This is a genomic window from Ideonella alba (assembly GCF_018069845.1).
GTDB lineage: Bacteria > Pseudomonadota > Gammaproteobacteria > Burkholderiales > Burkholderiaceae_C > Ideonella > Ideonella alba.
In genome coordinates this window covers 218914-243481 of the sequence record NZ_JAGQDD010000002.1, presented here as the reverse complement: position 1 = coordinate 243481, position 24568 = coordinate 218914, and the positions used below count along the sequence as shown (strand labels likewise).

Sequence of the window (24568 nt, the reverse complement as noted above, 5' to 3'; positions counted from 1 at the left end):
CTGACATGAGCGCCCTGCCCGTGATCGACATCCACACTGGCGCCGCTCCGGTGCTGCGCGAGACCGTCCTGGAATTCGACCAGGTCGCCGTGCAGCTGGGCGGCCGCCAGATCCTCTCGCCCACCAGTCTGACGATCGGCCGCGGCGAGTTCATCACCATCATCGGCCCGTCGGGCTGCGGCAAGACCACGCTGCTGCGCGCGGCCGCCGGCTTCGTGCGGCCCGAGGGCGGCGCGGTGCTGCGGCAGGGCCGGCTGGTCAGTGGCCCGTCGCGCGAGGTGGCCTTCGTGTTCCAGGACTATGCCCATGCGCTGCTGCCCTGGCGTACGGTGCAGGGCAATGTCGAGCTGGCGCTGGAGGCTGCCCAGGTACCGGCAGCCGAGCGCGCCCCGCGGGCGCTGCAGGTGCTGCAGACCGTGGGCCTGGCCGCCCATGCCGCCAAGTTCCCGGCGCAGCTCTCGGGCGGCATGCAGCAGCGGGTGCAGATCGCCCGTTGCCTGGCCCAGCAGCCCGAGCTGATGATGATGGACGAGCCCTTCGGCGCCCTGGACGCGATGACCCGCGAAGGCCTGCAGGACGAGCTGGCGCGCCTGGTGCGCGAGACCGGCCTGACCGTGCTCTTCGTCACCCATGACCTGGAGGAAGCAATCTACCTCGCCGACCGGGTCGTCGCGCTGCGCGCCAATCCCACGGCAGAGCGCCCCAGCCTGGCCCGCGTGATCGATGTCACCCTGCCGCGCCCACGCGAGCAACTGGCCACCAAGGAACACCCCGAGTTCCTGCGCCTGCGCCGCGAGCTGTACGGCTACCTGGGCCATGGCCATGCCTGAGCGCTTGCGCGCGCTGGCCCGCGCCTTGACCCTGCCGCTGGCGGTGACGCTGGCGCTGGAGGCCTTTGCCCGCACCCTGGGCCAGCACAGCGATGCGCTGGCGCCGCCCAGCCTGGCGGTCCTGGCCTGGTGGCGCGCGGCGCTGGACGGCTCGCTGTGGGCGGCCACCGGCTTCACGCTGAGCAGCGCCGCGCTGGGCCTGGGCCTGGGCATGGCTGGCGGCATCAGCCTGGGCACGCTGCTGGGCCTGTCGCGCCGTGCGGCGGCGATGGGTTTCCTGTCGATCGAGCTGCTGCGCCCGGTGCCCTCGGTGGCGCTGATCCCGATCGCGATGCTGGTGTTCGGCTTCGGCCTGTCGATGGAGGTCAGCGTGATCGCCTTCGCCACCTTCTGGCCGATGCTGCTGCTGGCCCAGTCCGCCGTGCGGCAGTTGCATCCGCGGCTGCTGGAAGTGGCCGCGGCGCTGCAGCTGAGCGCCCTGCAGCGCCTTCGCCTGATCGTGCTGCCCGCGGTGCTGCCACGCCTGTTCGTGGCGCTGCGCCTGGGCGTGGCGGTGGCGCTGGTGGTGGCGGTGACCGTGGAGATTGCGGCCAACCCCAGCGGCATGGGCTATGCGCTGATGATCGCGCAGCAAAGCCTGGACCCGGCGCTGATGATGGCCTGGCAGGCCTGGATCGGTGTCATCGGCTACGCCATCAACGCGGCGGCCGAGGGCTTGCAGCAGGCGGTGGCGCGCCGCATGGGAGCGGTGTCATGAGCGCCCGCTGGAGCGAACGCGCCGGCTCACTGGCGGTGCTGGGCACACTGCTGGCGCTGTGGTGGCTGGCCACCGCCCAGGGCTGGGTCAGCCGGGTCTTCCTGCCCGAGCCCACGGCGGCGCTGGCCAGCCTGCGCGACGGCCTGGTCGAGGGCGACCTGGCCCGCCACAGCCTGGCCACACTGGGCCGCATGGTGCTGGGCTGGGGCCTGGCCTCGCTGCTGGGCGTGGCGCTGGGCGCGCTGGTCGGCCGCTCGGCCACGGCCCGCGCCTGGCTGCAGCCCTCGCTGGAGTTCATCCGCCCGCTGCCCGCCTCGGCGCTGATCCCGCTGGCCGTGGCCGTGTTCTGGCTGTCGCCGGGCATGGTGCTGTCGGTGGTGGCGCTGGGCGCGATGTGGCCGGTACTGCTGGGCACGATCCATGGTGTCAGCGCCCTGCACCCGCGCCTGCCCGAAGTGGGTGCCGCGCTGCAACTGAGCCGCACCCGTTTCCTGTGGACCATCGCGCTGCCGCACGCCATGCCCGACATCCTGGCCGGCATGCGGCTGGCGCTGACCGTGTCGCTGATCGTCTCGGTGGTGGGCGAGATGGTGGCCTCGCAGCCCGGCCTGGGCCAGGCAGTGCTGATGGCCGCGCGCTCTTTCCAGTCGGCCGAGCTGTTTGCCGGCGTGATGCTGCTGGGCGCCATCGGCCTGATCAGCAATGGCGCCCTGGCGCTGGCTGAACGCCACCTGCTGCGCTGGCAGCAACCCCACCGTTCCTGACCCCATCCGCACCATGACCCGCCGCTTTGTCGACCTGTCGATCTACCTGGAAAACGATGTGGCCTCCGACCCGCCCGGGCTGGAGCCGCAGATCAGCTACTTCACCCACGAGCACACCTACGAGCAGATCGCGCCCTTCTTCCCCGGCCTGCGCCGCGAGGACCTGCCCGATGGCGAGGGCTGGGCGGTCGAGCGGGTGCAGCTGACCACCCACAACGGCACCCACCTGGACGCACCCTGGCACTTCCACAGCACCATGGACGCCGCACTGGGCGAGCGCCGGCCCTCGATCGCCATCGACCAGGTGCCGCTGGAGTGGTGCTTCCAGCCCGGTGTCAAGCTGGACTTCCGCCACCTGCCCGACGGCCATGTGGTCAGCGCCGCCGAGGTGGAGGCCGAGCTGGCCCGCATCGGCCACACGCTGCAGCCGCTGGAGATCGTGGTCGTCAACACGCGCGCCGGTGCGAGCTACGGCGAGAAGGACTATGTCAGCGCCGGCGCAGGCATGGGCTACGAAGCCACGATGTACCTGCTCGAGCGCGGCATCCGCCTGACCGGCACCGACGCCTGGAGCTGGGATGCACCCTTCGTGCACACCGCCCGCAAGTATGGCGAGACGCACAACGCCGGCCTGATCTGGGAAGGCCACAAGGCCGGGCGCGACATCGGCTACTGCCACCTCGAAAAGCTGCACAACCTCGAAGCCCTGCCGGCCGACGGCTTCTTCATCTCGTGCTTCCCGCACAAGATCCGCGGCGCCTCGGCGGGCTGGACCCGCGCGGTGGCCATCTTCGACGAGACCCTGCGCACCAGCGCGCCATGACGCGGCGCTGACCCTTTCCACCGTCTGTTCGGGACCGGTCCTCCCTGGGACCGGCCTGGGCGGAGCCTCGCCCACCAACGATCCTTGGAGACACCGATGAACCCCACCCGCACCCTCCTGGCCAGCTGTGCACTGGTCGCCTGCGGCCCCGCCGCGCTGGCCCAGTCCAGCGTCACCGTCTACGGCCTGCTCGATGCCGCCGTCGTCCAGGGCAAGGGCGCAGCCACCGGCGTCAAGGCCATCGACACCACCGATCGACGTGTGGACGCCGGCGGGATGTCCACCAGCCACATCGGCCTGCGCGGCAGTGAAGACCTGGGCAGCGGCTGGACGGCCGAGTTCGACCTCTCCAGCTTCATCCGCAATGCCACCGGCGCCAGCGGCCGCAATGATGCGATCGGCGCACCGGTCAACGTGGCCGCCGATCCGTTCTGGTCGCGCGCTGCCTGGGTGGGCATCGGCAACGCCAGCCTGGGCAGGCTGCGCGTGGGCAACCTCACCACCCCGCTGTTTGTCAACTCGATCACCTCGAATGCCTTCGGCGACTCCACGGTCTTCAGCCCGCTGAACCTGGTGACGCACATCGGCGGACCACAGGCCGGCGGCACCGGCTGGTCCTCAAGCGTGGTCTACGACAGCCCGCAGATGGCCGGCGTCGGCCTGAGCCTGGCCGTCACCGATGCCAACGCCAGCGGCCGCAACCTGGGCGCTCGGCTGGCCTGGCGCAGCGGGCCGGCCGCGGCCTCTCTGGCCTGGCAGTCGGTCAAGCGCAACCCGGTCAGCTTTGCCGACGGCACCACCGCCAACAATGTGTCGACCTGGATGCTGGGCGGCTCGTATGCCTTCTCGATGCTCACCGTCTACGCGCACCTGGGCCGCCTGCAGAACGACGGCACCGAAGCGACTCCGCAGAACGTCAGCTACCGCCTGACCGAGCTCAGCGCCGCCGTGCCGCTGGGCAACGGCCGCGTTCTGGCGGGCTGGGCGCTGCGCAAGACCAGCGACACGCCCTCGCCGGTGCCTGCCACCGCGGCCGGCGGCAACGTCAAGCGCAGCGTGTTGACGGTGGGCTACGACCACACGCTGTCCAAGCGAACCGACGCCTACGCGATGCTGCTGCGCGACCAGACCGACACCCGCACGCTGGGCGCGCCGCCCCGCATCGTCTCGGCCAGTGGCAGCACGCTGGGCCTGGGCATCCGCCACCGCTTCTGACCCACCGCAGCGCCATGCTCAACCACACCCATGATCCAGCCCTGCGCAGCTGGGTGGCCTCAGCCCAGGCCGAGGGCGGCGACTTCCCGATCCAGAACCTGCCGCATGGGGTCTTCCGTCCGCGCGGCAGCAGCGAACGCTGGCGCGGCGGGGTCGCGATCGGCGACCAGATCCTGGATCTCTCGCGCCTGATGGGCAGCGGCCTCGCCCGGCCCGAGGTGCTGGCCGCGCTGCGGGCGGCACAGGCTGACAGCCTCAACGAGCTGATGGCTCTGGGACCCACGGCCTGGCGGGCGCTGCGCAGCGAGCTCTCGCGCCTGCTGCGCGAGGACGCCGTCGAGCAGCAGGCGCTGGCCAGCTGCCTGTGGCCCCAGGACCAGGCCGAATTCACCCTGCCCGCCCGCATCGGCGACTACACCGACTTCTTCACTTCCTGGCACCACATGCGCAATGCCGGCCGCATCTTCCAGCCCGATGCGCCGCCGCTGCCCCACTTCCGCTGGCTGCCGATCGCCTACCACGGCCGGGCCTCCACGGTCGAGGTCAGCGGCGCGCCGGTCTGGCGGCCACAAGGCATCACCCGGCTGGCGGGCAGCGACGCGCCCCGTCTGGCACCGGTGGAGCGGCTGGACTATGAGCTGGAGCTGGGCGCCTGGGTGGGTCCCGGCACCCGGCGCGGTCAGCCCGTGCCGGTGGGCGGGGCCGAGGCCCACCTGTTCGGGCTGAGCCTGCTCAACGACTGGTCGGCGCGCGACGTACAGGCCTTCGAGGCGATGCCGCTGGGCCCCTTCCTGGCCAAGAACTTCCTGACCACCGTGTCCCCCTGGGTGGTCACGCTGGAGGCCCTGGCGCCCTACCGCTGTGCGCTGCCGCGCGGCACCGACGACCCGCCGCACCTGCCCCACCTGGCGCCCCCCGACCCGGGCATGGCCGGCATCGACATCCAGTTGCAGGCGCTGCTGACGCCAGCGGGACCGGGCAGGCCCACCGTGACGCTGAGCCGCACCAGCTTCCGCCACGGCTACTGGTCACTGGCCCAGATGGTGGCGCACCACACCGAGGGCGGCTGCGCCCTGCGCCCGGGCGACCTGCTGGGCACCGGCACCCAGTCCGGACCGACCGAAGGCGAGCAGGGCTGTCTGCTGGAGTTGACCCGTGGCGGGCAGCAAGCGCTGCCCCTGCCCGGTGGTGGACAGCGCCGCTACCTGGAGGACGGCGACACGCTGGTGCTGCGTGCCTGGTGTGAGCGGGCGGGTGCGGCGCGCATCGGCTTTGGCGAGTGTCGGGGCACGGTGCAACCCGCCCCCTGAGCCGCCTGCTATGGTGACGCCATGCACCGTCGCCACCTGCTCAACGCCACTGCCGCGCTGCTGCTGCCTGCCGGCGTGCGCGCCGCGGCCACCCCGATCACCCTGGTCGTGCCCTTCGCCCCCGGTGGCGTGGCCGACCTCACCGCCCGCACCGTGGGCCAGGCAATGGCCGCCACGCTGGGTCAGCCGGTGGTGGTGGACAACCGGCCCGGGGCCGGCGGCATCGTCGCCACCCAGGCCGTGCTGCAGCGCCCGGCCGACGGCCAGACGCTGCTGCTGATGAGCAACGCCACCGCGGTCAGCGTGCACCTGGTGAAGAAGCTGCCCTTCGATGTGCAGCAGGACCTGGCGCCGGTGACCACGCTGGGCTTTTTCGAGCTGGGCTTGGCGGTGGCCGCCGAGTCTCGTTTCAAGTCTCTGCAGGAGCTGCTGGGCTTCGGTCGCGCGAACCCGGGGAAGCTGACGATCGGCACGATCGCCGTGGGCAGCACCCAGCACCTGGCGGCCGAGCTGTTCAAGTCGCGCAGCGGCCTGGACGCGGTGGTCGTGCCCTACAAGGGCTCGCCTGCCGTGCTGCAGGCCTTGCGCGCCGGCGAGATCGACCTCGGCGTCGAGGTGCTCAGCCCCCTGGTGCCGCAGGTGCAGGCCGGCAGCCTGCGTCTGCTGGCCGTCACCGGCGCGCGGCGCTTTGCCGCGTTGCCCGAGGTGCCCACGGTGCGCGAGCAAGGGGTCGCCGACTACGAGGTGGACAGCTGGAACGCGCTGGCCGTGGCCCGGGGCACACCGGCCGCCGCCATCGAGCGCCTGCGCCAGGCCGCGCTGGCCGCGCTGGCCCAGCCCGCGGTGCAGCGCACGCTGCTGGCCCAGGGCGTGACGCCACGCGGTGGCACACCGGCCGAGTTGCAGGCCTTGCTCGCCGCCGAAATCCGCCACTGGGGCGGCGTCGTGCGCGCCGCGAAGATCGAGCCGGAGTGAGCCAAGGCATGGCCCGGCGGCTTACCATCGCCGGGCTGTATGAGCGGACTGTCCGACCTCGACCCCGCCGCCTTTGCCGAGTTGCGCCGCCTGCTCGACGAGGGGCTGGACCTGCCTGGCGCCGAGCGCGCCGCCTGGCTGGCGGCGCTGCCCGCCGCCCAGCAGCCGCTGCGTGAGCGCCTGGCGCGCCTGCTGGCCGAGGCCGACGCCGACAGCGGCACGTCCTTCCAGACCCTGCCCCCCATCGCCGCCACGGACACCGCGACCGCCCCGGAGCTGCCCGGCGACATCGGCCCCTGGCGCCCCTCACGCCTGCTGGGCGAAGGCGGCATGGGCACGGTCTGGCTGGCCGAGCGGGTCGATGGTCTGCTCAAGCGCCCCGCTGCGCTGAAGCTGCCGCGCGGCGCCTGGCGCCAGGCGGGTCTGGCCGAGCGCATGGCGCGCGAGCGCGACATCCTGGCGCGGCTGGACCACCCGCACATCGCCCCCATCCTGGACGCTGGCGTCACCCCCGAAGGTCAGCCCTGGCTGGCGCTGGCCTTTGTCGAAGGCCAGCCGATCGATGAGTACGTGGCCGCTCGCAGCCTGGGTCTGCGCGAGCGCATCGCCCTGCTGCTGCAGGTGGCCGGCGCGGTGGCGCATGCGCATGCGCGCCTGGTGGTGCACCGGGACCTGAAGCCCGGCAACATCCTGGTCACGTCCGAGGGTGAGGTGCGGCTGCTCGACTTCGGCATCGGCAAGCTGCTCGACGACGAGGCCGGCGAGGGCCTGGCGCTCACCCAGCAGCTCGGCCGCGTGATGACCCCCTGGTACGCCTCGCCCGAGCAGGTCCACGGCCAGCCGATCGGCACCGCCAGCGATGTCTACGCGCTGGGCGTGGTGGCCTTCGAGCTGCTCACCGACCAGCGGCCCTATGCGCTCAAGCGCGAAACACGGCTGGCGCTGGAGCAGGCCATCACCGAGGGTCGCGTGCAGCGCGCTTCGGCGGTGGCCACCACGGCCTGGGCCGCGCAACTGCGCGGCGACCTCGACACCGTGCTGCTCAAGGCGCTGAAGACCGATCCCGACCAGCGCTACCGCACGGTCGACCAGTTCGCCGACGACCTGCAGCGCTGGCTGCGCCAGCGCCCGGTCAGCGCCCAGCCCGACCGCCTGGCCTACCGCGTTCGCAAGTTCGTGCAGCGCAACCGCCTGGGCGTGGGCCTGGGCACGGCCGCCGTGGCCGCGCTGGCGGTGGCCCTGGGGGTGGCGCTGTGGCAGCGCGAACAGGCCCGGCTGGAGGCCGCCAAGGCCAACGGCATCAAGGACTACCTGGTGTCGCTGTTCGAGACCAACGACGTCGACCAGTCCGACGCGCTGCGCAAGCGCGGCCAGAGCGTGCAGGACCTGCTGGAGCACAGTGCCCGCACGCTGGGCAGTGGCCTGGCCGATCACCCCGAGGTGCGCGACGAGTTGCAGAAGCTGGTGGGCCAGTTGCTGAACGACCTGGAGCTGACCGACAGTGCCCTGCGGGTGCGCAGCGAGCGGGTGCAGGCGCTGGCGGCCCAGGGCGCACCCGCCGCACTGCGCGCTGAAGCCTTGCGTGCACTGGCCCAGACCCAGTCCTGGAAGGACGACATCCCGAGCGCACGTCAGACCCTGGCGCAGGCGGCCAGGCTGTGTGCGCCCACCCCGGACCTGCCGGAATGCCTGGGCATCCAGACCGACCTGGGGCAGATCGAATTCGACGCCCGGCGTCTGGACACCGCGCTGGCGCTCGCGGGTCCGGTGACAACGCGGCTGCGCACGGTCGCCCCGGGCAGCGCTGAACTGGCGCGTGCGCTGGAGCTCTCGGGCAACATCGAGCTGGCGCGCAACCGCCAGGAGCCGGCACTGAGCCTGATGCGCGAGAGCATGGACATTCGGCGCCGGCTTCTGGGTGAACACTCGGTGCGCCTGATCTTTCCGCGCTACCAGCTGGCACGCAGCCTGTGGGTCATGCGCCACCACGTCGAGGCCCAGCAGGAGCTGCGCGCGGCCCTCGACATCAGCCGGCGCACGCTGGGCGAAGACCACTTGATGTCGCTGCGCATCCAGCGCGACCTGGGCCGCCTGACCGCCTACATCGGACTGGACGGCGGCGGCATGGCGATGCTGGAGGAGGCGGTGCAACGCCTGCTGGCCAAGGGGGCCGATCTGCCGCTGGTCGACCAGTTCGACGCCCATGTGGCCCTGGGCAACCTGCTGCTGGTGGACGGTCAGCCCGAGCGTGCCGAACCCGAGCTGAGCGTCGCGCTGCGCCTGCGTGACCAGCTGGGCGAGGAACGCACAGCCGGTGACGCGACGCTGGACCAGTCCTGGGCCTGGCTGATGACCGAACTGGGACGCTACGATCAGGCCCGGGCGGTGCTTCAACGCCAGCTCACCCAGACTGTGGCGCGCCTGGGTGAGCAGCACCCCTCGGTGGCGGACCGGCTGCTGCGCATCGTCAACGTGGACATGGCCGAGGGCCGCTGGGACGACGCCCAGGCGCGCATCGAGCGTGCGCTGACCAGCCAGGACAGCCGCGAGGCCAGCTTTGGTTCACCCAAGCACCGGGCCCAGCTGGCACGGGCCGCCCTGTGGCTGGAGCGCGGGGACACCGCTGCCGCCGCGCCCGTGATTGACGCGCAGCATCGCCTGGCCCAGGACACGCCTCGGGCGGAGCAGTACCGTCTGCGCCTCTTCGAGCTGACTGTGCTGACGGCGCGCCTGCGCTGTCTGCAGGCCCGGCAGGACGAGGCGCGCCTGCTGTTCGACCAGGCGATTGCACTGCTGGCCAGGGACGTGCCCACCCACCCGGCGCTGATCGATGCCCGGGCCCGTTACGCCCTGTGTCTGGGCCCGGGCGCCGAGGCCCGGCACCAGCTCCAGGCCGCCGAGGCCGCCTGGTCGGCCCATGCCGGGCTGGGCCGGCATCTGCGGCGCACCCTGGAGCGCGCCAGACAACAGGTCCTGCTGAACCCCTAGGCCGACGATTGCCACATCCTGACCGGCAGGTCACCATGTTCGGGGTTGTCCGGTTGGCGCCGCTCACTGCGTTGTCTGAAAGACCAGGGCTGCGCGCCATGGCCAGCCGCCGGAACACGACGACACCAGGAGAGCACCATGACCATCCCCATTCGCACCACTTTGCCAGGTCTGATCGCGCTCGCCGTACTGGCCGGCACCCCGGCGGCCAGTACGGCCCGCGGTCCCGGCGGCAACTGCCCTGACAGCGTGACCCGCAGCGACCTGTCGCCGGAGGCCATGAGCTTTGTCCAGCTGGCGCCTGGCACCACCCAGCTCACGCCGGGCACCAGCGCGGCCACCAACACCGACCTGGACGGACTGACCGGCGTCGGCGTCAACAAGACCGTCAGCTGGAGCACGACGGCCGGGTCCATCTCGGTACGTCTGCGCCACCGTGTCTCGGACAGCGCCACCAGCACGGCGGTCTGCAGCACGTCCTACCAGGGCGAGGTTCAGAGCGGCTCGGCGCCCTTGACCGGGCTGTGCGCCATCCGGATCATCAATTTCATCTACCCGAAGACCGCGCCGCTCTACGGCGCCTACCGCACAGATGGCCAGCCCAAGGGCCAGGTGAAGAGCGTCACCGTGGCGCGATCCCCCAGCAAGGGCCGCAACATCCGCTTCGTGCTGGACGGCTGCGCCGGCCCAGGCCAGACGACCAAGCCACTGACACTGGTGTTCCAGGCCAATCAGATCCTGAAGGACGGCTACGTGCAGTTCGAGGCCCAGGACGGCAGCGTGTCGCCGCTGATCAAGGTCTACAACCCCTACGTGCCCTGACCGGCGCGCGGCCTGAAACAAACCGACAAACACCGCGACCGCGGCGACACCCGCCGCGGGGTGGGCGTCGGCACCATGGGCTCCATCGACAACCCCCTCGATAGGAGCCCTGAGATGAAACCCTGGATCAAGCGCACCGTCATCGGCGCCTTCATTGGCGTGGTCACGCTGGGCGGCCTGGCCGCCTGCGGCCACCGCCCGCACGGCCCGATGAGCGACGAGCAGATCACCGCGATGCGCGGCAAGGCGGTCGACCGCATCGCCGGCAAGCTCGACCTGACCGAGGCCCAGAAGGCCAAACTGGGCGTGCTGGCCGATGAACTGATCGCCCAGCGCCAGGCGATGCGCGGCAGTGCCGAACCCAAGGCCGAGCTGCAGTCGCTGATCGCCGGCCCCACGCTGGACCGCAGCAAGGCCCAGGCCTGGCTGGACCAGAAGACGCAGGCCGTGCAGAGCGGCAGCCCCAAGGTGATCGCCGCGCTGGGCGACTTCTACGACAGCCTGACCCCCGCGCAGCAGGCCCAGGTGCGCCAATTCATGAGCGAGCGCCGCCATGGCGGCTGGTGGGGCCGTGGCTGAGCGACTGGCCCCGCGGCTGAAGGCCGAGCCGGCGCTGGCGCTGCTGGCCGCCAGCGCCGACCCGCACGTCGACTGGCTGGACCTGCTGTGGGGCCCGCGCTTCGACCGCGCGGCGGCGCTGGACCTGGCCGCCACGCGGCCGGGCCTGGACGCCGCCGTGCTGCTGTCGGCCGGCGAGCGCTTCGATGCGCTGGCCGCGCCGGCGCGCCAGCGCCTGCGCCGGCTGATCGTGCGCCACCGCGTCCATAGAATGGCCCATGCCCCGCATCCTGCTGATTGACGACGACGAGCAGCTGGGCCCGCCGCTGGCCGCCTACTTCCGCCGCTACGAGCTGGACCTGGAGCAGGCGCTGCGTCCCAGCGCCGGCCTGGCGCGGCTCAAGGCCGGCGGCTTCGACGCCGCCATCCTGGATGTGATGCTGCCCGAGATGGACGGCTTCGCGCTGTGTCGCACGATCCGCCAGGACTCGGACCTGCCGATCATCATGCTCACCGCCCGTGGCGACGTGATGGACCGCGTCGTGGGGCTGGAGCTGGGCGCCGACGACTACCTGCCCAAACCCTTCGAGCCGCGCGAACTGGTGGCCCGCGTGCAGACCGTGCTGCGCCGGCACGTGGCCAGGCCGCCCGCCGAGCCGACGCTGCGCTTCGACGGCCTGGTGATCGACACCGCCCGCCGCGCCGTGCAGCGCCAGGGCGAAACGGTCGAGCTGACCGGCAGCGAGTATGAGTTGCTGCTGCTGCTGGCCCGCGCGCCCGGCCGGGTGTTCAGCCGCGATGACATCCTCAACGCGCTGCGCGGCCACGAGGCCGATCTCTACACCCGCGCGGTAGACATCGTCATCAGCCGTCTGCGCCGCAAGCTGGAGCCGCTGGACGCGATCAAGACGCTGCGCAACGCCGGCTACGCGCTGGCCCTGCCCAAGGTGGGCGCATGACGACCGGCGCGCGCTGGCACCGGCGCGCGCAGCGCCACCTGGCGCACTCGCTGAAGTGGCGCATCGTGGTGGTCTTCCTGCTGCTGGGCACCGCGGTGGCCGGCATGTTCGCCTTCGGTGCCCAGCGCGCCTTCGCGGTGGGCTGGCGCGAGGCCGCGCGGCCGCTGCTCAACGACTATGTCGAGCACCTGGCGCGCGACGTCACCGGCGGCACCGACACGCCCGACCTGGCGCGCGCCCAGGCGCTGGTGGCCCGGCTGCCGCTGACGCTGCGCATCGACGGCCCCCGCCTGCACTGGAGTTCCCACCCCGGTGCTCCGGCGGTGCGCGAGGGCGGCAGCCCGGCGCTCAGCGCCACCACCGCCGATGGCCATGTGCTGCGCTTCGGCCTGGACACCGGCAGCATCGAGCGCCGGCCGCGCTTCTTCGGTGGCCTGCTGCTGGCGCTGCTGGGCGCGGTGCTGCTGGCCTGGTGGGTGCTGCGCCGGCTGCTGCGGCCGCTGGACGACATCGGCGCCGGTGCGCGCCGCTTCGGCAGCGGTGATTTCAGCCAGCCCATCCCCGTGCGCCACGCCCATGCACCCGACGAACTGGGCACGCTGGCGCAGACGATCAACACCATGGGCCAGGACATCCATCGCATGCTCGAGGCCAAGCGCGCGCTGCTGCTGGCGATCAGCCACGAGCTGCGCAGTCCGCTCACCCGCGCCCGCCTGAACGCGGAGCTGCTGCCCGAGGACGGCGAGGGCGGCGTCCAGCGCAACGCGCTGCTGCGCGATCTGCAGGAGATGGCCGGCCTGATCACCGACCTGCTGGAGAGCGAGCGCCTGGCCGGCCGCCACGCCGCGCTGCAGCGCGAGCCCACCGACCTGCCGGCGCTGGCCCAGGGCGTGCTGCAGGAGCTGTCGTCGCGGCATGCGGCCGCGGCGCAGGTGCCCATCGACAGCCAGGGCGACCTGGGGGCGGTGGCGGTGGACCCCGCGCGCCTGCGGCTGCTGCTGCGCAACCTGCTGGACAACGCGCTGCGCCACGCCAGCGACGCGGCACAGCCCCCCGAGCTGCACCTGCGCCGGGAGGGCGACAAGCTGCTGATCGCGGTGCGCGACCACGGCCCGGGGGTGGACGACGCCCACCTGCAGCGCCTGTCCGAGCCCTTCTACCGGCCCGACAGCGCCCGCACCCGCGCCGCCGGCGGCGTCGGTCTGGGCCTGACGCTGTGCCGGCTGGTGGCCGAAGCCCACGGCGGCCAGTTGCGCCTGTCCCAGGCCCACCCGGGCCTGCGGGCCGAGGCAGAGTTCACGCTCGGCTGAGGCCGCGGCTCAACAGGGCGTCCCGGCGGACGATGAGCGCCGCTGAACCACAACGAGGACACCCATGGATCTGAACCAGGCCGCCCAGGCGCATGCCGAGTGGAAAGTCAAGCTGCGCATGGCCATCGCGAAGAAGGATCAGCTGGACGTGCGCACCGTCAGCGCCGACAACTGCTGCCCGCTGGGCCAGTGGCTGCATGGCGAGGCCAAGACCCGCTGGAGCCAGCTGCCGGCCTACCGCGATGTCGTCACCAAGCATGCCAGCTTCCACCGCGAGGCCGGCGCCGTCGCCGCCGCCATCAACCAGGGCCTGTACAGCAAGGCCGAAGGCATGCTGGGCGCCGGCACGCCCTATGCCAACGCCACCAGCGCCGTCGGCTCGGCCATCCTGGGTCTGAAGAAGGAAGTGGGCTCCACGGTCTGAGCCCCGGGCCGGCACCGCGTCGGCCATGACCCGGCAGATGCCGGGAGATCGACCCCTTGTTTGCGTCTTCGCAAGCCAGTCGCTGCGCGCAGGATGACCACTGGGCACGCATGCGCCTCGGCCACCCGGCCAGACGCACGGGCGCCGTTTCGCGATGAGGACGACGATGACGCACTGGACTGTCTCAAGGCGCCTGCAGTTGCTGGCCGGCGTCGCCGCGCTGGCCATGGCGGCGCTGGCCGGGATCACCTGGCTGTCGCTGCACTCGCTGCACCAGATGCAGGACGGCGGCTACACCCGCTCGCGCGATGCGGCGCTGCTGCAAGAGCTCAGCGGCCGCGGTGCCGACCTCTACCGGATCGTGGCCGATGCCTACATCAACCGCGAATTCGATCAGCACGCCGACGAGTGGAAGCAGCTCAACGAGCGCACCGCCGCCGACCTCAGGCAGGCCGCCCAGGTTGTCCACACCGACGAGGAACGCCGCGCGGTGGCCACCGGCAGCGACGCCGCGCAGGCCATCCGCACGATCTTTGAGCGCGACTACCTGCCTGCCATTCGCCGCAACGCGGCACCCGAAGAGATCGCCGAGATCGACGGACGGGTCGATGAGCAGGTGACGCGTTTTGACGAGGCGCTGAACCAGGCCGCCACCAGCATGCTGGAGGCCGCGGCCCAGGACGACCAGGCCTTCGACAGCCGGGCCCGGGACCTGCGCCTGATCCTGCTGGGCATGGCCGCCGTGGGCATGCTGCTGGTGGGCACGCTGGCCTGGGCGGTGGGCCGCAGCATCGTGGCCGAGCTGGGCATGGAGCCGCGCGTGGCCGCCGCCATCGCGCAGCGCATCGCCGCGGGCGAACTCAACGGCCTGGCCCTGGCCCGCGACAGCCGCGACGGCAGCCTGGCCCAGGCGCTGGGCCGGATGGTGGCGATGCTGCAGACCACGGTGATGCGGGTGCGCGCCGGCGCCGGTCAGGTGGCCAGCGCCAGCACCGAGATCGCCCAGGGCAACCAGGACCTGTCCAGCCGCACCGAGCAACAGGCCGGAGCCCTGCAGCAGACGGCATCGACCATGGCCCAGCTGGGCGGCACCGTCCGCCAGAACGCCGACAACGCCCGCCTGGCCCACCAGCTGGCACGCGAAGCCACCGAGGTGGCCGACCAGGGCGGTGCCAGCGTGCACCAGCTGGTCAGCACGATGCGCGACATCGACGGCGGCAGCCGGCGCATCGCCGACATCATCGGCACCATCGACGGCATCGCCTTCCAGACCAACATCCTGGCCCTCAACGCGGCCGTGGAAGCCGCTCGCGCCGGCGAGCAGGGCCGCGGCTTTGCCGTCGTCGCGGGCGAGGTGCGCAGCCTGGCGCAGCGCAGCGCCGAGGCGGCGCGCGAGATCAAGGGCCTGATCGGCGCCTCGGTGGAGCAGGTGGCCACCGGCACCGCCCAGGCCTCGCAGGCCGCGGCCGCGATGCAGGCGGTGGTGGCCTCGATCCAGCGGGTCGGGCAGGTGGTGGCCGAGATCAGCAGCGCCAGCGCCGAGCAGGCCCACGGGGTGACCCAGGTCGGCGATTCGGTGCAGCGCCTGGACGACGCCACCCAGCAGAACGCCGCCCTGGTCGAGCAGAGCGCCGCCGCCGCCGACAGCCTGCGCCAGCAGGCGGTCCAGCTGGTCGAGGCGATCCAGGTCTTCCGCCTGTCCGACGCGCCGGCCTGATACGTTGGGGCTACAGTGGGCCCGCGGCGCCGCGCCGCGCCTGCTGGACCCTGCGATGCCGCCTCCTGCCCTGCTCTTCCTGCCCGGCCTGCTGTGTGACGCCGAGGTCTGGGCCGCCCAGACCACCGCGGGGCCGCACGCCCACCTCGTGGTCGAGTACGGCCTGAGCGATGACCTCGACACCATGGCCACGCTGGCACTGCAGCAGGCCGACGCCGCCGGGCTGGGGCCGCTGGCCGTGGTCGGCCATTCGATGGGCGGCCGCGTGGCGATGCAGCTGTGGCGCCAGGCCCCTCAACGCGTGCGCGGCCTGGCCCTGATGGACACCGCCTGGCACCCGTTGCCGGCCGGCGAGGCCGGTGCCGCCGAGCGCGCCGGCCGCCTGCGCCTGCTGGAGGTATCCCGCCACCAGGGCATGACCGCGATGGCCCGTGACTGGGTGCAGGGCATGGTCCACCCCGACCGCCTGGGCACCCCGCTGGCCGAGGCCGTGGTGGCCATGCTGGCGCGCCGCACGCCCGCTCACCAGGCCGCCCAGATCCAGGCCCTGCTGAACCGCCCCGACGCCAGCACCGCGCTGCGCAGCGTCAGCGTGCCCACGCTGCTGCTGACCGGCGAGCAGGACGGCTGGAGTCCCCCTGCCCGCCACGACGAGATGGCCGCGATGGTGGCCGGGCCGGTCACCCGGGTCGATGTGCCGCATTGCGGCCACATGGCGCCGATGGAAGCGCCCGAGACGGTGAATGCGGCGCTGGCCGACTGGCTGGCCAGGCTCTGATCCGGGCGGCGGATGTCCACCGGTCTCACCCTGGCCGCGCTGCAGTTCAGCCTCGCGCTGAGCTGGACCGTCTACGTCGTCTTTCTGCCGGCCTTGCTCACCCAGGCCGGGCTGGCGCCGAGCTGGCTGCCCTGGCTGCTGATGGCCGACCAGGCGGTGTTCGTGCTGGCCGATCTGGCGGCCGGGGTGGCGGCCGACCGCAGCGCCGCCGCGCTGCGTCGTCTGGGGCCGGCACTGCTGGCGGCCACGGCGGTGTCGACCGTGGCCTTCCTGGCCCTGCCTGTCCTGGCCGGCGCGGGCGCGGCGCCGTGGATGCTGGCCGCCACCGTGGTGTGGGCGATCAGCTCAGCAGCGCTGCGTGCCCCGGTGGCGGCGCTGCTGGGCCGGCGTGCGGCCAGGCCCACGCTGCCGCGCTGGGTGGCCTGGTGGACGCTGGGGCTGGCGCTGGCCGGGGCGCTGGGCCCATGGCTGACGGTGCAGCTGCGCGGCAGCGATGCGCGTCTGCCCTTCGTGCTCGCCAGCCTGGCGCTGCTGGCGGCCACGGCGGCGCTGCTGCGGGTGGAGCGCCAGTGGCCGCCGCCGGTCCCCACCTACCCCGCTGAAGCGGCCCGGTGGAGCCGGCCGCTGGCGTGGTTCCTGCTGGCGGCGGTGGCGCTGGGCCTGGGCTTTCAGGGCCACGCACAGCTCAACGCCGCACCCCAATACCTGCGCTTCGCCGCAGCGGCCGAGCTGCCGGCCTGGCTGTCCCTGTTCTGGGTGGCCGTGGGGCTGGCGCTGTGGCCGGCTGGCGAGGCCACGCGGCGCGTCGGGGCGGTGCCCGTGCTGGCCGCCGGCGCCGCGCTGGCCGCGCTGGGGTCGGCGCTGGCGGCGCTGGCCACCGGCTTGCCGCTGCTGGCCATCGGTCAGGCCCTCAGTGGTGCGGCCTGGGGCGCGGTGCTGGTCAGCGCCTGGACAGCGGCGGTGCAGGTCGGCCGCAGCGGGCGGGAGGGGCTCAGCAGCGCCGCCCTGTCGGCCCTGCTGGCGCTGGCCGCCTTGCTGCGCATCGCCGCGGTCGCCGCGCAATGGCCGCAGCAACCCACGGTACAGGCCTGGCTGCCCTGGCTGCCCGCCGGTCTGTGGGCGCTGGCGGCGCTGCTGATCGCGCGCACCCACCCGGGGCGCGGGGTGAGCCCGTAAGCCACCCTTTGCGGAGGATGCGGCCGGCGCGCGCACCGGCTGCCCTCAAGCCGCCTGCGCACATGCCGAAGACCCGAGGGTCCCTGCCCCGACGGATGACGCCATGCGCCACCACCACCGCCCTGCTTCTGCTGCCCGAGCCAGCCACGGCTCGGCAGGCACCACCCCGCGACTGCGGCCGACGGCCTGGGCCGCCGCCTGGCTGCTGGCCGGCGCGCTGCAGCCCGCGCAGGCGGCGCCGCTGCCCACCGGGGCCCGGGTCGTGGCGGGTCAGGTGCAGGTGGGCACGGCACAGGCCGGCACGCTGACCCTTCAGCAGACCAGCGACCGCGCGATCGTCAACTGGTTGCAGTTCGACATCGGCGCCGATCAGCAAGTGCGCATCGTTCAGCCCGGCGCGGGCGCCGCGCTGCTCAACCGGGTCACCGGCGACACCCCCAGCACGCTGGCGGGCCGGCTGCAGGCCGATGGCCAGGTCTTCCTGGTCAACCCCAACGGGATCAGTGTCAGCCCGGGCGGCCGGCTGCAGGCCACTGGCCTGGTGCTGTCGACACTGGACATCAGCGACACCGATTTCCTGGCCAACCGGCTGGTCTTCCGCGGCCTGGGCGACTCGGCCACGGTGACCCAGGCGGGCCAGATCCAGGTCGCCCCCGGCGGCTTCGCGGCGCTGCTGGGCGGGCGTGTCAGCAACAGCGGCCAGATCCAGGTGCCGATGGGCCGCGTCGGCCTGGGCGCGGGCGAGCACCTCACGCTGGACCTGGGCGGCAATGGCTTCCTGCAGGTGGCGGTGCCCAGCCGCTCGGCGCTGGGTGCCGCCTTGATCGAGCACAGCGGACAGATCAGCGCCGACGGCGGCCTGGTCCAGATGCAGGCGGCCGCGGCGCGCGAGGCCGCACGGCAGGCGGTGAACCTCAGCGGCGTGGTCGAGGCGCGCACGGTCTCGGGCCGCGCCGGCGCGATCGAGCTGGGCGGCGGCGACGGCGCGGTCTGGGTGGGCGGTCGCCTGGATGCCAGCGGCCCCAGCCAGCAGGGTGGCCAGATCACCGTCACCGGGCGCGAGATCGCGCTGCAGGGCGCCACGCTCGACGCGTCGGGCGCCCACGGCGGCGGCCGCATCCGGGTGGGCGGCGAACGCCAGGGCGGGGGCACGCTGCCACGGGCGCAGAACACCACGGTGGATTCCGCCACCACCCTGAACGCCGATGCGCGCACCCAGGGCAACGGCGGCGAGGTGGTGGTCTGGGCGGACGGCCGCACCGACTTCGCCGGCCGCATCAGCGCGCGCGGCGCAGGTGCCAGCGGCCACGGCGGCGACGCCGAGGTCTCCGGCCGCACCCAGCTGCGCTACGTCGGCCAGACCGACCTGCGCGCCGCCGACGATGCCCGCAGTGGCCGCACCGGCACGCTGCTGCTGGACCCCTACGACGTCACCATTTCCTCAGCCGCCGACAGCGGCGCGGGCTTCAGCGCCTCGGCCAACGACACGGTCATCAACACCACCACGCTGCAGAACGCGCTGGCCACCGCCAACGTCACCGTCAGCACCGGCAGCGGCGGCACGCAAAGCGGCCAGATCACCGTGGCCAGCGCGCTGAACTGGAGCGCCAACACCACGCTGACGCTGGACGCCGCCGCCGGCGTGGCGGTCAACGCCGCCATCACCAACACGGGGGCCGGCAGCGGCCTGACCCTGCAGGCCGCCGGCAGCGCGGGCATCACGGGCACGGGCGCGCTGGCCAACAGCGGATCGCTGAGCTTCAACCAGCACAACGCCGCGGCCAACAGCAGCTACGCAGGGGCGATCTCGGGCACGGGCAGCGTCACCAAGGCGGGCTCGGGGATCCTGTCGCTCACCGGGACGAACAGCTACAGCGGTCTGACGAGCGTCAGTGAAGGCACGCTGCAGCTGTCCGGGACGGGCAAGCTGGGCAGCGGCAGCATCAACCTGTCGTCGGGAGCCACGCTGCTGTTCAACACCAGCGCCCACAACAACAGCGGCACCCTGCTGTCCAACAGCATCTCGGGGGCGGGCACGCTGCAGGTGGCCGGCGCTGCGGCCACGCAACTGGTGCGGATGTCCGGCAGCCTGAGCGGGCTGACCGGCACCCTCCAGGTCGACACCGGCGCGCGAGCCAACCTGGAGAGCACGAACCTGGGCAGCGCGACGGCCGCCTTCGTGGTCAACGGGCTTCTCGCGACACAGACGACCGGGGCCACGTACCAGCTCGGCTCCTTGGCCGGTTCGGGCACGGTCAGCCAAGGCGGCGGCACGACCAACACGGTGTTGGAGATCGGCGCCAACGGCCAGTCCACGACCTTCTCCGGCAACATCGGCAACTGCTGCGACTCCACGTCGGTGAAGAAACTGGGCACAGGCACCTGGACCCTCACTGGCGCCCAGACCTACACCGGCAGCACCACCATCAGCGCCGGCACCTTGCAAGTGGGCGCTGGCGGAACCAGCGGCGCCTTGAACGGCAGCAGCATCGTCAACAACGCCGCCCTGGTCTACAACCGATCGGACAACGTGTCGATCGGCAACGCGATCTCCGGCAGCGGCAGCCTGACCCAGTCGGGCAGTGGCACGCTGACGCTGACGGGCAGCAACACCTACAGCGGCACCACCACCATCAACGCTGGCACGCTGCAGGTGGGTGCGGGCAGCACCACCGGCACGCTGGGCAGTGGGTCCGTGATCAACCACGGCACATTGAGCGTCAACCGCTCCAATGCGCTGACCGTGGCCAATGCGATCAGCGGCACCGGCGCGCTGACCAAATCAGGCGCCGGCACGCTGACGCTGACCGGCGCCAACACCTACAGCGGCGCCACCGCGGTGACCTCGGGCACCGTGAAGGCCGGCTCGACCGGCGCCTTCAGCGCCGCCTCGGCGTTCACCACCTCGTCCGGCGTGGTGGTGGATCTGGCGGGCTACGACAACAGCATGGGCTCGCTGAGCGGCTCGGGCACGCTCACCAACAACGGCGCAGCGGTGGCCACGCTGACGATGGGCGGCAACAACGCCAGCACCACCTTTGCCGGCGTGATGCAGGATGGCAGCGCCGCCTTCGCGCTGGCCAAGACCGGCAGTGGCACGCTGGCGCTGTCGGGCACCAACACCTTCACCGGTCTGACCACGATCAGCGGCGGCACCCTGCAGTTTGGCGACGGCGGCTCCTTTGGCAAGCTGGGCAGCGGCAATGTGCTCAACAACAGCGTGCTGGCCTTCGACCGCACGGTCTCGTTGACCGTGTCCAACGCGATCAGCGGCACCGGCAGCCTCGTCAAGAACAACAGCAACACCATCACGCTGGCTGGCAGCAACAGCTACACCGGCACCACCACCATCAGTGCCGGCACGCTGCAGGTCGGTTCTGGGGGCACGAGCGGCACGCTGGGCACGGGCAGCGTCAGCAATGACGCGGCGCTGGTGTTCAACCGCTCCGACGCGCTGACGGTGGGGGCCGATATCGGCGGCAGCGGCACGCTGACCAAATCGGGCGCCGGCACGCTCACGCTGACCGGCACCAATACCTACGCTGGCACCACCACGATCAACGCCGGCACGCTGCAGGTGGGCCAGGGTGGCACCGCAGGCACGCTGGGCAGCGGCGCGGTGGCCAACAGCGGTGCGCTGGTCTTCAACCGCTCGGACGCGATGAGTGTGGCGGGCGCGATCAGCGGCAGCGGCAGCCTGACGCAGGCCGGCAGCGGCACGCTGTCGCTGTCGGGCGCCAGCAGCTACAGCGGGTCCACCACCGTCACCCAGGGCACGCTGCGGCTCACCGGCTCAGGCCGATTGGGCGCCGGCAGTTACAGCGGCCTGTCGGTGGCCGGCGGCAGCCTCTTCGAGTTCGCCTCCAGCGCAGCGCAGACGCTGTCTTCGATCAGCGGCGCCGGCACGCTGACCCATAGCGGTTCCGGCACGCTGACCCTGTCGGGCACACCCAGCTTCACGGGCATCTACAACCTGAACGGGCCGACCGTGATCAGCGGCGCTTCGAACCTGGCCAAGGCCGGCCTGGGCTATGCGTCGGCGGTCAACATCGGTGGCTACGTCACACTGGCAGGCGGCAACAACAGCTTCCTGGGCTACCAGAGCGACGCCTCGGCCACCACGGTGGTCACGCTGAATGCCGGCGGCACGCTCTACAACCCGGGTGCCACCATCCACCTGACCAACGGCATCACCTTCAACGGCGGCACGCTGGCCAGCGGGCCGACCAACAGCACCTTCACCACCTACGGCAGCTACACCTTCGACAAGGCGGTGACCGTGACCGCCAACTCGACCGCGTCGGCGCTGAACCTGGCGCTGAACGCCGGCGGCAGCGGCGTGGATGTCGTGGTCTCACCCGGCGCCACGCTGACAGTCAGCGGCACGATCGACCGCCCGACCTTTGGCGGCGGTGCGGACCTGCGGCTGCTGGGCGGCGGCACGCTGCTGCTGCAAAGCGCCAACAGCTTCACCGGCGCCACCACCGTCACGCAGGGCACCCTGCGGCTCACCGGCTCAGGCCAGTTGGGCGCTGGCAGCTACAGCAGCCTGTCGGTGGCCAGCGGCGCTCTCTTCGAGTACGCCTCCAGCGCAGCGCAGACGCTGTCGTCGATCAGCGGCGCCGGCACGCTGACCCACAGCGGCGCCGGCACGCTGACCTTGTCGGGCACACCCAGCTTCACGGGGATCTACAACCTGAACGGGCCGACCGTGATCAGCGGCGCCGCCAACCTGGCCAAGGCCGGCCTGGGCTATGCCTCGGCGGTGAACATCGGCGGCTACGTGACGCTGGCCGGCGGCGACAACAGCTTCCTGGGTTACCTGGGCGACAGCACGGCCACCACCGTGGTCACGCTGAACCCGGGCGGCACGCTCTACAACCCGGGCACCACGATCCACCTGACCAACGGCATCACCTTCAACGGCGGCACGCTGGCCAGCGGGCCGACCAACAGCACCTTCACCACCTACGGCAGCTACACCTTCGACAAGGCGGTGACCGTGACCGCCAGCTCGACTGCGTCGGCGGTCAATATGGCGCTGAACAGCGGCTCTGGCGTGGATGTGGTGGTGTCGCCCGGGGCCACGCTGACGGTCAGCGGCTCGATCGATCACGTGACCAACGGCGGTGGCGCATCGCTGCGGCTGCTGGGCGGCGGCACGCTGCTGCTGCAGAGCGCCAACAGCTTCACCGGCGCGACGACAGTGAGTGCCGGCACGCTGAAGCTGGGTCATGCCGGCGCACTGGCCTCGAGCAGCGCGGTGACGGTGGACGGCACGCTGGACCTGAACGGCCAGGCGCCGAGCATCGCCTCGCTCGCCGGAAGCGGCACGGTCACCAACAGCGGCGCCAGCGCCGCCACACTGACGGCAGGCGACGGTGGCGCGTCCACCACCTTCTCCGGCGTGATCCAGGACGGGGCCGGCAGCGTGGCGCTGACCAAGACCGGCAGCGGCACGCTCACGCTCAGCGGCGCCCACAGCTACAGCGGCGCCACCACGGTGGATGGCGGCACGCTGGCGCTCAGCGGCAGCTGGGACCGCAGCGGCGCCACGGCCACGGTGGCGGTGGCCGCGGGCGCCACGCTCAGCGGTGCGGGCACGCTGAGCGCCAGCACGCTGCAAGTCAGCGGCGCGGGCAGCGTCCACCTCAGCGGCAGCAATGCCATCCACCAACTGGGCACCAGCGGCACGGTGGGCACGCTCAGCCTGAACAACGCGGCCAGCCTGGCGGTGGGCGCGATCACCAGCACCGGCCCGATCACCGTGAGCACCTCCGGCGGCCATGCCGACCTGACGCTGACCCAGGCCCTGCATTCGGATGCCAGCGGCGACGCGGTGGTGCTGTCGGCGGGCGGCCGCTTCATCAACCAGGCCGGCGCCAGCGCCATCACCACCGGCGCGGGCGGGCGCTTCCTGGTCTACTCCAACGACTGGGAGGCCGACACCGTGGGCGGCCTCAGCGCCGGGCATCTGTACCACCGCAGCTATGCCAGCCACGGGCCGGGCACCATCACCCAGAGCGGCTCTCAGCTTGTCTACAGCCGCCAGCCGATCCTGACCGTCACCGCCCAGGACGCCTCGCGGGTCTATGGCGACGCCAATCCCCTGCTGTCGGCCAGCCTCACCGGGCTGGTCAATGGCGACAGCGCGGCCGCGGCCTACAGCGGCAGTGCCGCGCTGGGCACCTCGGCCAGCGCCCTGTCCGGCGTGGGCGACTACACGATCACCGCCAGCGCCGGCTCGCTGGCCAGTGCCCAGGGCTATGGCTTCGTCTACGTGCCGGGCACGCTGGCCGTCACCCCGCGTCCGATCACCATCAGCGCCCAGTCGGCGAGCCGCATCTACGGCAACGCCAACCCGGCGCTGGGCTACACCGTCGGTGGCCTGGGCCTGGTCAACGGCGATGGCCTCACCGGCGCCTTGGCCACCGCGGCCACCAGCGGCTCGGACGTGGGCAGCTATGCGATCACCCAGGGCTCGCTGGCGGCCTCGCCCAACTACGCGCTGAGCTTCAGCGGCAGCCAGCTGGCGGTGACGCCGCGCACGATCATCGTCAGCGCCGCGGCGCAGAGCCGCACCTACGGTGAGGCCAACCCGACCCTGGGCTACAGCATTGGCGGGCTGGGTCTGGTCGGTGGCGACGCGCTCACCGGCAGCCTGACGACGACCGCCGATCTGCGCAGCCATGTCGGCACCTATGCGATCGAACAGGGCAGCCTCACCGCCTCGGCAAACTACTCGCTGCAGTTCGAGGGCAGTGCGCTGCAAGTGACGCCGCGCACGCTGACGATCAGCGCCGCCCCGGTGCTGAAGCCGCGCGGCACCGCCCTGGACCCGGCGCAGATCCAGCCGGTGGTCAGCGGCCTGGCCAGCTTCGACCAGATCGCCTCGATCGACTGGCAGTCGCCCGGCGCTGGTCCGGCCAGCGCGGCGGGCCGCTATGCGCTCAGTGCCGTGGGCGTGTCGGGGATCCCGCTGCAGGACTACCGGCTGGTGACACCGGCCACGGTGCTGGAGGTCCAGGCCGACCCGGCGTCGACCACGATCAGCCCGGCGCTGGCGGGCGGCGGCTGCGACGCCTGGTCACGCGCGGGCGAGCGCCGCGCCGGCGGCTGCACCCTGGGCGGCGGCGCGGCCCACTGAGCCGTCTCCACCGGG

General features: G+C 72.4%; 18 protein-coding genes. All 18 read left to right on the top strand.

The genetic code is table 11. The annotated features are described in order from the left end of the window. Window positions 1–5 precede the first annotated feature (5 nt). The 18 genes from KAK03_RS04805 to KAK03_RS04720 all read left to right on the top strand — a co-directional run bounded on the left by KAK03_RS04805 (window position 6) and on the right by KAK03_RS04720 (window position 24553). Window positions 6–830: an ABC transporter ATP-binding protein gene (locus KAK03_RS04805; RefSeq protein ID WP_210852047.1), complete on the top strand. Its 825-nt coding sequence runs from the start codon at window positions 6–8 to the stop codon at window positions 828–830. Beyond that, window positions 817–1587 (top strand): ABC transporter permease, encoded by a 771-nt coding sequence (locus KAK03_RS04800; protein ID WP_247660929.1) that lies wholly within the window; start codon window positions 817–819, stop codon window positions 1585–1587. The genes KAK03_RS04805 and KAK03_RS04800 overlap by 14 nt, the downstream gene beginning before the upstream one ends. After that, on the top strand, window positions 1584–2351 hold the full coding sequence (locus KAK03_RS04795; RefSeq protein WP_210852046.1) for an ABC transporter permease: 768 nt from the start codon (window positions 1584–1586) through the stop codon (window positions 2349–2351). Before KAK03_RS04800 ends, KAK03_RS04795 begins: the two co-directional genes overlap by 4 nt. A 13-nt stretch (window positions 2352–2364) precedes the next feature. Further along, window positions 2365–3174: a cyclase family protein gene (locus KAK03_RS04790; RefSeq protein ID WP_210852045.1), complete on the top strand. Its 810-nt coding sequence runs from the start codon at window positions 2365–2367 to the stop codon at window positions 3172–3174. Window positions 3175–3270: 96 nt separating this feature from the next. Further along, complete coding sequence (locus KAK03_RS04785; RefSeq protein ID WP_210852044.1) at window positions 3271–4389, top strand: porin; 1119 nt, start codon at window positions 3271–3273, stop codon at window positions 4387–4389. 14 nt (window positions 4390–4403) lie between these two features. Beyond that, complete coding sequence (fahA, locus tag KAK03_RS04780; RefSeq protein WP_210852043.1) at window positions 4404–5699, top strand: fumarylacetoacetase; 1296 nt, start codon at window positions 4404–4406, stop codon at window positions 5697–5699. Window positions 5700–5720: 21 nt separating this feature from the next. Further along, entirely contained in the window at window positions 5721–6674 is a 954-nt protein-coding gene (locus KAK03_RS04775; RefSeq protein WP_210852042.1) for a Bug family tripartite tricarboxylate transporter substrate binding protein, read from the top strand. Between the two features lie 39 nt (window positions 6675–6713). Next, window positions 6714–9662, top strand: coding sequence for a serine/threonine-protein kinase (locus KAK03_RS04770; protein ID WP_210852041.1), 2949 nt, complete (start codon window positions 6714–6716; stop codon window positions 9660–9662). A 138-nt stretch (window positions 9663–9800) separates the two neighbouring features. After that, window positions 9801–10484, top strand: coding sequence for a hypothetical protein (locus tag KAK03_RS04765; protein ID WP_210852040.1), 684 nt, complete (start codon window positions 9801–9803; stop codon window positions 10482–10484). A 114-nt stretch (window positions 10485–10598) separates the two neighbouring features. Beyond that, window positions 10599–11063 (top strand): Spy/CpxP family protein refolding chaperone, encoded by a 465-nt coding sequence (locus tag KAK03_RS04760; protein WP_210852039.1) that lies wholly within the window; start codon window positions 10599–10601, stop codon window positions 11061–11063. Further along, window positions 11056–11343 (top strand): hypothetical protein, encoded by a 288-nt coding sequence (locus tag KAK03_RS04755; protein WP_210852038.1) that lies wholly within the window; start codon window positions 11056–11058, stop codon window positions 11341–11343. Before KAK03_RS04760 ends, KAK03_RS04755 begins: the two co-directional genes overlap by 8 nt. After that, window positions 11321–12001 (top strand): response regulator transcription factor, encoded by a 681-nt coding sequence (locus KAK03_RS04750; protein ID WP_210852037.1) that lies wholly within the window; start codon window positions 11321–11323, stop codon window positions 11999–12001. The genes KAK03_RS04755 and KAK03_RS04750 overlap by 23 nt, the downstream gene beginning before the upstream one ends. Beyond that, window positions 11998–13311 (top strand): sensor histidine kinase, encoded by a 1314-nt coding sequence (locus KAK03_RS04745; RefSeq protein WP_210852036.1) that lies wholly within the window; start codon window positions 11998–12000, stop codon window positions 13309–13311. Before KAK03_RS04750 ends, KAK03_RS04745 begins: the two co-directional genes overlap by 4 nt. Before the next feature lie 64 nt (window positions 13312–13375). After that, window positions 13376–13735: a CZB domain-containing protein gene (locus tag KAK03_RS04740; protein WP_210852035.1), complete on the top strand. Its 360-nt coding sequence runs from the start codon at window positions 13376–13378 to the stop codon at window positions 13733–13735. A gap of 166 nt (window positions 13736–13901) precedes the next feature. Then, window positions 13902–15452 carry a methyl-accepting chemotaxis protein gene (locus KAK03_RS04735; protein WP_210852034.1) on the top strand — a complete coding sequence of 517 codons (1551 nt, stop codon included), beginning with the start codon at window positions 13902–13904 and terminating at the stop codon, window positions 15450–15452. A gap of 55 nt (window positions 15453–15507) precedes the next feature. Beyond that, a complete protein-coding gene (locus KAK03_RS04730; RefSeq protein ID WP_210852033.1) occupies window positions 15508–16230 on the top strand; it encodes an alpha/beta fold hydrolase in 723 nt (240 codons plus the stop codon). A 12-nt stretch (window positions 16231–16242) separates the two neighbouring features. Continuing rightward, complete coding sequence (locus KAK03_RS04725; RefSeq protein WP_210852032.1) at window positions 16243–17406, top strand: MFS transporter; 1164 nt, start codon at window positions 16243–16245, stop codon at window positions 17404–17406. A gap of 103 nt (window positions 17407–17509) precedes the next feature. Beyond that, window positions 17510–24553, top strand: coding sequence for an autotransporter-associated beta strand repeat-containing protein (locus tag KAK03_RS04720; protein ID WP_210852031.1), 7044 nt, complete (start codon window positions 17510–17512; stop codon window positions 24551–24553). Window positions 24554–24568: the final 15 nt, after the last annotated feature.